We start from the raw sequence: 9,818 nt of genomic DNA, 5'->3' as shown, positions 1-9,818 counted from the left end.
TCCTCGCTCAAAGCGGACATTAACACATCATAATTCAGCACCTGGGCACTCGCCTGATGACGCACCGCTAAAAAAAGTGTTTAACATCTGCTCTGTGCCAATAGCGGACGTTGTTAGGCTCATGCAGTATGGATTCACGAAGAACAGACGTTATATTTTGTCCTGATTGACACGGGATGAAAGCTCCTGATGGCTCTCTTTTCGCTCGCTGTAACGATCCGCAAGATAACCGGTTTGTCCCTTAAGCAGCAGTGTGATTTTAAACAGCTCCTCGGCTACATCGACGATGCGGTCATACCATGACGAAGGTTTCATTCGGCCGTTTTCGTCGAACTCTTGCCATGCCTTGGCTACGGAAGACTGGTTGGGGATCGTAAACATCCGCATCCAGCGGCCCAGAATACGCATCTGGTTCACTGCATTGAAGGACTGGGAACCACCGCAGACCTGCATTACCGCAAGTGTTTTGCCCTGCGAAGGACGAACCGCGCCTTCACTTAAGGGTATCCAGTCAATCTGCGCCTTCATAACTGCGCTCATAGCCCCGTGCCGTTCCGGAGAACTCCACACCATCCCGTCACACCATCTGACCAGGCCGCGTAGCTCGGTGACTTTAGGGTGCGTGTCCGGCGCATCATCCGGCAGGGGTAAACCGGAGGGGTTAAAGAGTTTTACCTCCGCGCCCATCGCCGTCAGCAGGCGACCAGCTTCTTCCGCGGCAAAACGGCTGTAGGAGCGCTCTCTTACTGAGCCATACAGGATCAGAATCCGTGGCGGCTCCTGCAGGTGCAGGCGTTCCGTGATGTGTTGATCAAAGCATTCGGTGTTCAGGGCAGGAAATTGTTCCATTTTTCTCCTCCGGAGAGAACAGGTGATTTTAAAATTGATACATATGATTTAACATATATGTATTCTAAAGGGAACGGAGTGATAAATGCTACAACCTGTTCAGCTTTTCAAAATCCTCTCGGATGAAACACGGCTTGCCATCGTCATGCTTCTCCGAGAGTCCGGTGAACTGTGCGTCTGCGATATCTGCGCGGCCACCTCCGAATCGCAGCCAAAAATCTCGCGACATATGGCTATCCTTCGCGATGCTGGGCTGGTTCTTGACCGTCGTGAAGGCAAATGGATCCACTATCGTCTGTCACCCCACATACCGGCGTGGGCAGCTGAGACAATCACAACGTCCTGGCAGTGTATGCGGGAGGATGTGCGTGAATGGCTGGATAAATCAGCCTGCACCTCCTGCTGAGGTAGGAAAACATATTTACATAATCATATATGATGGAGTCTGAGATGCTTTTGGCAGGGAGTATATTTTTTCTGACGCTGGTACTGGTGATCTGGCAACCCGGAGGCCTGAGTATTGGCTGGAGCGCGAGTATCGGCGCTGTGCTGGCGCTGGGAGCCGGTGTCATCCATGTCGCTGATATTCCCGTTGTCTGGAATATCGTCTGGAACGCGACAGCGGCATTTATTGCGGTCATCATCATCAGCCTGCTGCTCGATGAGTCCGGCTTCTTTGAATGGGCCGCACTGCACGTCTCCCGCTGGGGTAACGGACGTGGCCGCCTGCTGTTCACCTGGATAGTCTTGCTCGGTGCCGCTGTTGCTGCGTTGTTTGCCAATGACGGCGCCGCGCTGATCCTGACGCCGATTGTGATTGCGATGCTGCTCGCACTGGGGTTCAGCCAGGGCACGACACTGGCCTTTGTCATGGCTGCAGGATTTATTGCAGATACGGCCAGCCTGCCGCTCATTGTTTCTAACCTGGTTAATATCGTCTCGGCGGACTTCTTCGGTCTGGGCTTTACGCAGTACGCTTCCGTTATGATCCCCGTGGATGCGGCAGCGATTGCGGCCACGCTGATCATGCTGCATTTCTTCTTCCGCAGGGATATTCCGGCAACGTATGACGTTTCGCTGCTGAAGAAGCCTTCCAGTGCAATCAAGGATCCGGCAACCTTCAGGGCGGGCTGGATTGTCCTGTTATTGCTGCTTGTCGGTTTCTTTGTTCTGGAGCCGCTGGGGATCCCGGTCAGTGCAATAGCGGCGGCTGGCGCAGCAGTGCTGTTTGTGGTGGCGAAACGAGGCCATGCCATCAACACCGGGAAAGTCCTGCGCGGTGCGCCATGGCAGATCGTTATTTTCTCGCTGGGCATGTACCTCGTGGTCTATGGCCTGCGCAATGCAGGGCTCACGGAGTACCTGTCTGGTGTGCTGAATCTGCTGGCAGACAAGGGGTTATGGGCAGCGACGTTCGGCACCGGCTTCCTGACGGCATTTCTCTCATCAGTGATGAACAATATGCCGACGGTGCTGATTGGCGCGCTGTCGATTGACGGTAGTACGGCGACTGGCGTCGTCAAAGAGGCAATGATTTATGCCAATGTGATTGGCTGTGATTTAGGCCCGAAAATCACCCCGATAGGCAGTCTGGCAACCCTGCTGTGGCTGCATGTGCTTGCCCGGAAAAATATGACGATCACCTGGGGATATTACTTCCGTACCGGCATTGTCATGACTGTGCCCGTGCTTTTTGTCACCCTGGCCGCTCTGGCGTGGCGGCTCTCTGTCACTTTGTAATGAGATACTGATATGAGCAATATTACCATCTATCACAACCCGGCCTGTGGCACCTCACGCAACACGCTGGAGATGATCCGTAACAGCGGCAACGAACCGATGATAATTCATTATCTCGATACGCCACCGACCCGTGATGAGCTGATTAATCTTATTTCAGATATGGGAATTACGGTGCGTGCATTACTGCGTAAGAATGTTGAGCCTTATGAACACCTGGGTCTTAATGAAGAGAAATTTAGTGATGAGCAGTTGATTGATTTCATGCTTCAACATCCGATCCTGATTAATCGGCCGATTGTCGTTACGCCGCTTGGCACTCGTCTTTGCCGCCCTTCAGAAATAGTGCTGGATATTCTACCGGAAGGCCAGAAAGGAGCGTTTACCAAAGAGGATGGCGAGAAGGTCATTGACGAAACGGGGAAGCGGGTTAATTAATCTACCCACTTCAAAATATCGGACGCCTGTTTACGCTATGCGGGCGTCCGCTTTTCGCTCAAAGCGGACATTAATCAGCTTTTACAGGGCTGGGAGTATCATTCACTTCTCAGCGCTGGTCGGTGCGCTGGGCCAGACTGGATCAAGCGGAAACGTATGTTGCTGTGGAACATCGCGAAGCGCCTGGCGGTAAGCCGCCCACGCCTCTTTATCCGTGGGCGCGTCCGGCATCATTGCCCAGTCACACTCGGCGATCCGGCGGTCACGCTCGGCGCGAATTTCCTCCGCCTTAATTTCTGCCAGCTTGTCCTGATTGATTTTAATCATTGCCCGCTACCTCACGATACGTTCCGCCAATGCCGCTCGGCTCACCCAGTGCAGCCTCGTCCAACTCCCAGGCTTCCTGGGGAATATCCAGCGGCAGAACGGCTTCATTAACTAACCAGAATGGCAGACCTGCCGGCACGTCTTTCTGACCGATTTCCAGGACAGTAAGTCCGCAATCTGCGGGTGATAAAACGGCTACGCCATACTCTGACTGATAAATAATCTTCATTAAATTGCTCCCTTACCAAAGATGGCTACCGTTGTGGCTACTGAGTTAGACCAGTCGCGACCGTCTCCGGCTAATGTCCCACTTACTTCCGTAGCCGCGTTGGTGGCGGTTAAGTCCTCGCTGGTGCTGCTGCCATCCTTCGTTGCGGTGCGCCTCGCAGTATCCAGAGCGGTCCGTTGTTGTGCCAGAACAACCTCGCTTACGACATGCGCGGGGGATAGCGGATGGCATGTAGTTATCTCCAATAAAGAAGCCACCAGCAAACGTCAGTAGTTCACGAATGAACGACCATTTTTGACATTTGAGCGACGCGTGTAAAAAGGCTCCGCAGATGCGAAGCCTTGGCTTTTGAGGCTTACTGATGAACTGACTTATCTGCGGAAATATTTTTCCATAACTCGTCGGATGTGGTCCTTACAGGCACTCAAAATTGCATTAGCTCGCAATTGCTTGAATGATCATCCAAAGTGCACATATCTTCCGTTGGCAGAATGAAATACCATCGCACTTCACTGCTGCCCATCAGGCTGACGCTCTGCTTTGCAAAAAGGGTATGACCATTCCTTAAATGAAGCGGTGCTGCTGGGGCAGTTGATTGCCACAGGTAACATTTCCATAGGTACATAACACGGCTGATGCCAGCTTTACCGTTGATGGCAAAAAAGCGTAGTTGCAATTCCACACGATGGGCCTGCTCACTGTTAAGGCAATAAAAAAGGCCGCAATAGCGACCTTGTCTGTATAGGGAATGTTAAATAACTTTAATTGTCACTTCATAACCTTCAAGACCGGCCATCGTTTCGCGAGCAACAAACTGAATTTCAGAAACTTCTTTTCCGGTTTTCTTTCGTAGTTCTGAAATTTTTTTTGCTATCAGAGCGGCAACTTCTTCTTCTGCCTTTTGCGTTAGAGCTTCAACTTTCATTTTTACCTCTTCTGGTTCATCAACTGTTCCCATTTCCAGCAAGGTGACAATTGTTGATTAACTGTCCTTAACCATAACTGTCTATAAATTATAGACTACCGAGGTTACTGGTGCTGCATGCTCATAGGCTTTGCTTGCTACTTCCTTCAAATGGTATCCCAACATGAAGGATGCTTTCGTTGCAGGCAATAAAAAGCCCCTGCATTTCTACAGGGGCTTTGGGTATATGATGCCGGGTGCCTCCCGGTGAGCCTTTGGGTTAACCACCCATGACCCGCTGCTTCAGATGTTCACGATTAGCGCCAGTGAAGAGGAGCCATCAGGTTACTTAGCCCCACCGCTAAGGGGGATTCACCATAATCTTCAACTGTAGATCCTAATTTCAACACACTCATTAACAGGTTGAGAGGGTTTTCGAAGCTGCATGCGTTCTCGTTAAAGATATTTTTTCGCTGCACTTACCACTTCTTTTTGGGAGAATTCCCGATCAGAAGCAACACAAATCTCAACGTGATCGCCTGTTAATGAATGTATTCCTGTGGTCATTATTTTTAATGATACTTCATCACCGTTTGGATAATTCCGCGTGACAGATGTTACAGGTTTAAGCACATCTACCACTTCTACCGGCTGCGAGTTGAAGAAGACCAATACCTTTTTCATCAATTTGCCTTAATCCTTAAGCGTTTGTTTTAAGGTAATTGCCGCCTTGGCTTCAAAAAAACGCTGATACTTAGAAAAGGCCATGCTATCGCATGGCCTTTATTTGCACCGCTTATCTTCCAGATCATAATGCTCTGGAGCCACCCGGAGAGCTACGATTGACAAACAAGCAATACACCCTCCTGATAATCATTTCAGGAGGGTGGGTTGAGTCTATACATAAAAAAAAATTAAGCACGGCCCAAACACCAATGATTGTGAATGTGTCGCTGAATGGCACATTGCTACGCGAGAAACGCGGCACGGCAGCATAATCGACTAGTTATGAGCCTGATATCTCGATGTAGCCATTATCGAGTCTACCAGCAAGATGCTCCAATCACTTGCGAAGTTTAAACTCTGAGGAGGGAATTTACTGAACCTCAGGGATGGTGATCTATTTCAAGCACTGCGTATTAATGTACTCCTGCAGAGCCATTAGTGCGGACTGGTCTTTTTTGATGCCTGATCTGATACCGAGAACGTTTCGTCCAGCAATGTCAGAGAGTTCGATGGTGGCATCATTGCCCATGCCGGCGGGGCCGGAGCTTTTAGTGTCGGTTGGCACTGGACATCGGCCATTGACGAGCACCCGACCACCATTATCAAGCTTACGCTGCAGAACATCATTTTCAGCTTTTGCATCTGCTAATTCCTGCGTGTACTTCGCATCCAGCGCCGCAACGTCACGCTGGCGCTTCTGCATGTCTGCGATGTCATCTTTAGCAAGCTTTAATTCACGATTAACTTTGGTTAAAGATGAGCGGGTTTCTGTGAGCTGTGTGTGGTAATAGTTCGCCAGTTTTCCGGCAACAACCAGTCCCACCACCAGCAAGCCAGCGAGCATGGTTTTCCAGCTAAAGGCCATCTTTGCCCTCCGCCAGGCACATGGAGCGCTCCATCTCCCGCCGGTTCTGCAGTCCTTTCCATTTCATGCCACCAGCGTAAACCCACCGGCGCATTTCATCGCATGCCCCGGCGTGGTCACCTTTGTTGAGTTTGCGCAGAAGCGTTGATTTAGAGAACGCGTCAGACCCAACGTTGAAAACGAAGCTATAAAGCGCGGCCCGTTGATACTCACCCCGAGACGCTTTAACCAGACGGTCGACGGTGCGCTTCGCCGGCTGCAGGTCTTTACGCAGCAGGGCATCGCATTCTCGGTCGGTGTAGGTCTTACCGATGATGATGTCACGCCCTGTGGTGATACTCCAAAAAACTCGGCTGCTTTGTTTGGTGAACCGAAGTAATGCTCAAGCTCAGTTGTCGTCATAACTTCCTCCTAAGTTTTTTTAGATATTATTATCTAATTTTTTTTAGGTCAAATAAAACTAAGATTACTTAGGTTTAATTTATTAAGGTCAGAACCGTGGCAACACTTGGCAGTCGTCTTAGAACACTTCGCAAGGACAGGAAGTTGACTCAGGGTCAACTTGGAAAAGCGCTTGGAGTATCTGATGTAACAGTGGGCTACTGGGAAAGAGACTTGAATATACCGGGTGGAAAATCCTTAACGAAGCTTGCACATTATCTTGGTGTCAGTGAAGGGTTCCTTTTGTATGGACAGGAAGGCGAAGTTAACGTAGCCCCGGCCCCCATGACAGGACAGCAAATCCCTATCATTAGTTACGTTCAGGCTGGTGCTTGGTCTCCTGAGTGCGATGCACGAAACCTTGATGGAACAGTAGAGTACATTTTGACTTCAGATTTTCATTCTCACTCGACTTTTGCCTTGAAGGTGAAAGGGAAATCTATGGAGCCTGAATTCGTGGAAGGGGACGTGATAATCGTTGATCCTGAACTGCAACCAGGCCCAGGCGATTACGTTGTAGCAAAAAATGGTGGTGACGAAGCTACCTTCAAGAAGTACCGAGCCAGAGGCGTAAGTGACAATGGCCAGGAAATTTTTGAATTAGTTCCACTTAACGAAGATTACGCTATACGAAACTCTCTCAAGGAAAAAATTTCTATCATTGGTGTCGTCGTAGAGCATCGTCGAGCCATGCGTCGCAAGTAGCCTGTCCTAAATCGAGGAGCTAAAAATATTTAGCTTTCTCGCTTGATCTTAAATCTAAGTTAATTTAGATTCTAAGCATTCCTTGGGAGCATTACTGATGATTCCAAAGCCTTAGCGAAGGTAATGACTAAAGCGACCCTAAAAATTTTTATCCCCGTTGGCGAGGATTTCGTACAACCAAAATTCAGCGCTGTGCAGAGCGCCAAAACACGGAGAACTAACGATGCAAAACCTAAATCGGCAGGAAACTTTGCGGTTGCCTGTTGAGCAACTGATAGCTGCGGCACACGTGGCTGCTAAATACCTTCCTGCAGCGTCCAGTGCACTAATGACTGAGCTTGCTGTTCGTTTGGACGTTACGAAGACTGTATTGCGTGAAGTAATAGCTGAACGCGATCAACTGAACACGGAGCACAAAGCTCTCAAACAACGTTGTGGGGAGGCAATGTGATGGCGGCTAACTCTTTTAAGCAGATGATCAAAGCCGGTGAAATCAAACGCACTGATTCAGGCATGTTCATCTGCCTTAACGATATTCACGTGAAAGACGGCTTCAATAAGCGTGACGATGCCGACGAGCGCACCCTAAAAGCTGATGAAGACCTGTTCCAATTCCTAATGAACGGAGGCACCGTTCCACCGTTAGAGGTAGTAGCGCGTGACGAAGGAGGTGTTTGGGTTGTAGAAGGTCATCGCCGTCGCCGCTGCTATGAGCGTTGCCGTGAAGCAGGCAAGCCGGTAGAACGCATCCATATCGTGCCGTTCGTTGGCAATGACATTCAGCGCCTGGCACGCATCATGACCAGTAATAATCAGCTGCCCCTCTCCTCAGTAGAACAGGCTGCAGTAGTTCAGGAGTTAGCAACCACCTTTAATCTGACCACCAGCGAAATATCAAAACTGGTTCACAAGTCAATTCCTACAGTTGAGAACCTGCTAACTCTGAGCACGGCAAGCCACTCAGTACAGCAAAAGGTTAAGTCCGGTGCTGTTTCGGTAGATGTAGCGGTGGACCGCGTTAAAGAGCATGGAGAAAACGCTGAACAAGTACTGAAGAAAGATGAAGAACGCGCAGCCGCTGTGGGCAAGAAAAAGGTTACTCGAAGCGTAATCGCCCCGGAAATCAGCGTAAAGAAGGCTCGCCGCCTCGTTGAATTGATCAGCCTTGTCGGGGTAAGTAATGACGGGGTGATCAAGCTTGAAGGTCAGGCACTGGCTGAAGTTTTCGAAATCATTGATGAGCAAAATTTAATTGCTAGGCAGCGTCTAGCAAACTGAGCATGGCCGGGTGCAGCCGGGAATTAGTGGAGGAGATGATGAGCGAACTCTTTTTAACGAATGAGGAACTGAAAGACCTGACTGGTTACTGCTATGCACGACAACAATGCAAATGGCTTTCTAAAGAGGGTATCCCCTTTCGTATGAACCGTATGGGCCACCCTAAAGTTAATCGCTGCCTTTTTGTTAACTCTAACGTAAGTATTCAGCCGAGGGATGAAGAACCCAATTTCGGAGCAATTTAATGGGTAGAAGGCGTTTGAACCCGGAGGATTTGAAACTTCCTCCGCGTGTTTATCCAAACAAATACAGTTATGTATGGAAACCAACATCAAAAGAGTCTGTAACCCTCACGAGGATTGAGGATGGCCTGGCGAAACTGTGGCAGAAGTATGAAGAGGAAGCCAACCAAAGAAGCACGGCTATGACCTTCGAAAGGCTTTGGAAAAAGTTTTTACAAAGCGCTTATTACACCGATCTTAAACCTCGGACTCAGAAAGATTATCTACAACACGAAAAGAAATTATTGGCGGTATTTGGAAAAGTCCTTGCTGATAATATCCGGCCAGAGCATGTAAGAGCCTTCATGGACAAACGTGGATTGCAAAGTAAAACCCAGGCTAATCATGAAATGTCGAGTATGTCTCGTGTATACCGATGGGGATATGAGCGTGGTTATGTTAAGCGCAACCCTTGCTCAGGCGTCAGCAAATTCAAAGCGGCTGTGCGTGACCGCTATGTTACAGATAAAGAATACGAAGCCATCTATGCCGAGGCTGATGATGTTGTGCGTGTCGCTATGGAAATTGCATATCTTTGTGCGGCCCGCCTATCCGATGTACTCGGTATGAAATGGATTCAGGCCACCAGTGATGGTTTATTCGTGCAACAGGGGAAGACGGGGACTAAGCAAATAAAACTTTGGACACCGAGGTTGAAGCAGGCATTTGAGTTAGCAAGAACGTTTTCAAACCCCAATAACTTAAATTCGCATGTTGTGCTTGGCTTACATGGGGCAGGATTCACGAAGAGAGGATTCAGTAACAGATGGGATAAAGCCAGAACAGCAGCATCGTTAAAGCTCGGCTATTCACTGGATTGTACTTTTCATGATCTTAAAGCAAAAGGGATATCAGATTACGAGGGGAGCAGTAGGGACAAACAGCTGTTTAGTGGGCATAAGACTGAGACGCAGGTGCTAATTTACGACCGTAAAATCAAGAAGTCACCAACACTGGACAAGCCCCCTATCGCTACAAATATTCCAGGTGCTTATTCCAAGTAATTCCAACCCGCTAGAAAAACAAAGGGGTTAC

General features: G+C 49.1%; 14 protein-coding genes and 2 pseudogenes. 7 read left to right on the top strand and 9 right to left on the bottom strand.

Annotated features, from left to right (window positions below):
• Positions 1-150: 150 nt before the first annotated feature.
• On the bottom strand, positions 151-849 hold the full coding sequence (arsH, locus tag KFZ77_RS06955; protein WP_031523426.1) for an arsenical resistance protein ArsH: 699 nt from the start codon (positions 847-849) through the stop codon (positions 151-153).
• 85 nt (positions 850-934) lie between these two features.
• Here arsH and KFZ77_RS06950 point away from each other — a divergent pair, with 85 nt between their 5' ends.
• Genes KFZ77_RS06950 through arsC form a run of 3 tightly spaced genes read left to right on the top strand, consistent with a single transcriptional unit; the run spans position 935 to position 3,027 of the window.
• Positions 935-1,255: a transcriptional regulator gene (locus tag KFZ77_RS06950; protein ID WP_072002037.1), complete on the top strand. Its 321-nt coding sequence runs from the start codon at positions 935-937 to the stop codon at positions 1,253-1,255.
• A gap of 44 nt (positions 1,256-1,299) precedes the next feature.
• Positions 1,300-2,589, top strand: a complete 1,290-nt coding sequence (locus KFZ77_RS06945) for an arsenic transporter (protein WP_031523424.1) — start codon at positions 1,300-1,302, stop codon at positions 2,587-2,589.
• A 12-nt stretch (positions 2,590-2,601) separates the two neighbouring features.
• Entirely contained in the window at positions 2,602-3,027 is a 426-nt protein-coding gene (gene arsC / locus KFZ77_RS06940) for a glutaredoxin-dependent arsenate reductase (RefSeq protein WP_031523422.1), read from the top strand.
• Positions 3,028-3,129: 102 nt separating this feature from the next.
• On the opposite strand, the gene KFZ77_RS06935 is transcribed toward arsC, so the two are convergent.
• From KFZ77_RS06935 to KFZ77_RS06900, 8 genes and pseudogenes are all read right to left on the bottom strand, one after another.
• On the bottom strand, positions 3,130-3,354 hold the full coding sequence (locus KFZ77_RS06935; protein ID WP_031523421.1) for a tail fiber assembly protein: 225 nt from the start codon (positions 3,352-3,354) through the stop codon (positions 3,130-3,132).
• Complete coding sequence (locus KFZ77_RS06930; protein ID WP_051640552.1) at positions 3,347-3,583, bottom strand: hypothetical protein; 237 nt, start codon at positions 3,581-3,583, stop codon at positions 3,347-3,349. The genes KFZ77_RS06935 and KFZ77_RS06930 overlap by 8 nt, the downstream gene beginning before the upstream one ends.
• A 60-nt stretch (positions 3,584-3,643) precedes the next feature.
• Positions 3,644-3,814 (bottom strand): annotated as a pseudogene (locus KFZ77_RS06925) (HNH endonuclease); the annotation flags it as partial.
• Between the two features lie 193 nt (positions 3,815-4,007).
• Positions 4,008-4,265: a hypothetical protein gene (locus tag KFZ77_RS06920; protein WP_264385825.1), complete on the bottom strand. Its 258-nt coding sequence runs from the start codon at positions 4,263-4,265 to the stop codon at positions 4,008-4,010.
• Positions 4,266-4,334: 69 nt separating this feature from the next.
• A complete protein-coding gene (locus KFZ77_RS06915) occupies positions 4,335-4,508 on the bottom strand; it encodes a GnsA/GnsB family addiction module toxin (RefSeq protein WP_264386157.1) in 174 nt (57 codons plus the stop codon).
• Between the two features lie 435 nt (positions 4,509-4,943).
• Complete coding sequence (locus KFZ77_RS06910; RefSeq protein WP_264385824.1) at positions 4,944-5,171, bottom strand: hypothetical protein; 228 nt, start codon at positions 5,169-5,171, stop codon at positions 4,944-4,946.
• Between the two features lie 436 nt (positions 5,172-5,607).
• Complete coding sequence (locus KFZ77_RS06905) at positions 5,608-6,078, bottom strand: lysis protein (RefSeq protein WP_264385823.1); 471 nt, start codon at positions 6,076-6,078, stop codon at positions 5,608-5,610.
• Positions 6,068-6,409, bottom strand: a pseudogene (locus KFZ77_RS06900) (lysozyme); the annotation flags it as partial. The pseudogene KFZ77_RS06900 and the gene KFZ77_RS06905, both read right to left, overlap by 11 nt.
• A gap of 167 nt (positions 6,410-6,576) precedes the next feature.
• On the opposite strand from KFZ77_RS06900, the gene KFZ77_RS06895 reads away from it, so the two are divergent.
• From KFZ77_RS06895 to KFZ77_RS06880, 4 genes are all read left to right on the top strand, one after another.
• Complete coding sequence (locus KFZ77_RS06895) at positions 6,577-7,224, top strand: LexA family protein (RefSeq protein WP_264385822.1); 648 nt, start codon at positions 6,577-6,579, stop codon at positions 7,222-7,224.
• A gap of 450 nt (positions 7,225-7,674) precedes the next feature.
• Positions 7,675-8,502 carry a chromosome partitioning protein ParB gene (locus tag KFZ77_RS06890; protein WP_264385821.1) on the top strand — a complete coding sequence of 276 codons (828 nt, stop codon included), beginning with the start codon at positions 7,675-7,677 and terminating at the stop codon, positions 8,500-8,502.
• A 38-nt stretch (positions 8,503-8,540) separates the two neighbouring features.
• Positions 8,541-8,747, top strand: a complete 207-nt coding sequence (locus KFZ77_RS06885) for a DUF4224 domain-containing protein (protein WP_130099260.1) — start codon at positions 8,541-8,543, stop codon at positions 8,745-8,747.
• A complete protein-coding gene (locus tag KFZ77_RS06880; protein WP_264385820.1) occupies positions 8,747-9,787 on the top strand; it encodes a tyrosine-type recombinase/integrase in 1,041 nt (346 codons plus the stop codon). The genes KFZ77_RS06885 and KFZ77_RS06880 overlap by 1 nt, the downstream gene beginning before the upstream one ends.
• The last annotated feature ends 31 nt before the right edge of the window (positions 9,788-9,818 follow it).

The organism is Siccibacter colletis (assembly GCF_025914095.1).
Lineage (GTDB): Bacteria > Pseudomonadota > Gammaproteobacteria > Enterobacterales > Enterobacteriaceae > Siccibacter > Siccibacter colletis.
This window is presented reverse-complemented; position numbering and strand designations above follow the sequence as displayed.

Excerpts from the sequence above, each read along its gene's own strand:
- arsC (WP_031523422.1), top strand. The coding sequence starts at position 2,602 with ATGAGCAATATTACCATCTATCACAACCCGGCCTGTGGCACCTCACGC.
- KFZ77_RS06890 (WP_264385821.1), top strand. The coding sequence starts at position 7,675 with ATGGCGGCTAACTCTTTTAAGCAGATGATCAAAGCCGGTGAAATCAAA.
- KFZ77_RS06880 (WP_264385820.1), top strand. The coding sequence starts at position 8,747 with ATGGGTAGAAGGCGTTTGAACCCGGAGGATTTGAAACTTCCTCCGCGT.
- KFZ77_RS06910 (WP_264385824.1), bottom strand. The coding sequence starts at position 5,171 with ATGAAAAAGGTATTGGTCTTCTTCAACTCGCAGCCGGTAGAAGTGGTA.
- KFZ77_RS06915 (WP_264386157.1), bottom strand. The coding sequence starts at position 4,508 with ATGAAAGTTGAAGCTCTAACGCAAAAGGCAGAAGAAGAAGTTGCCGCT.
- KFZ77_RS06905 (WP_264385823.1), bottom strand. The coding sequence starts at position 6,078 with ATGGCCTTTAGCTGGAAAACCATGCTCGCTGGCTTGCTGGTGGTGGGA.
- KFZ77_RS06945 (WP_031523424.1), top strand. The coding sequence starts at position 1,300 with ATGCTTTTGGCAGGGAGTATATTTTTTCTGACGCTGGTACTGGTGATC.
- arsH (WP_031523426.1), bottom strand. The coding sequence starts at position 849 with ATGGAACAATTTCCTGCCCTGAACACCGAATGCTTTGATCAACACATC.
- KFZ77_RS06950 (WP_072002037.1), top strand. The coding sequence starts at position 935 with ATGCTACAACCTGTTCAGCTTTTCAAAATCCTCTCGGATGAAACACGG.
- KFZ77_RS06935 (WP_031523421.1), bottom strand. The coding sequence starts at position 3,354 with ATGATTAAAATCAATCAGGACAAGCTGGCAGAAATTAAGGCGGAGGAA.
- KFZ77_RS06930 (WP_051640552.1), bottom strand. The coding sequence starts at position 3,583 with ATGAAGATTATTTATCAGTCAGAGTATGGCGTAGCCGTTTTATCACCC.
- KFZ77_RS06885 (WP_130099260.1), top strand. The coding sequence starts at position 8,541 with ATGAGCGAACTCTTTTTAACGAATGAGGAACTGAAAGACCTGACTGGT.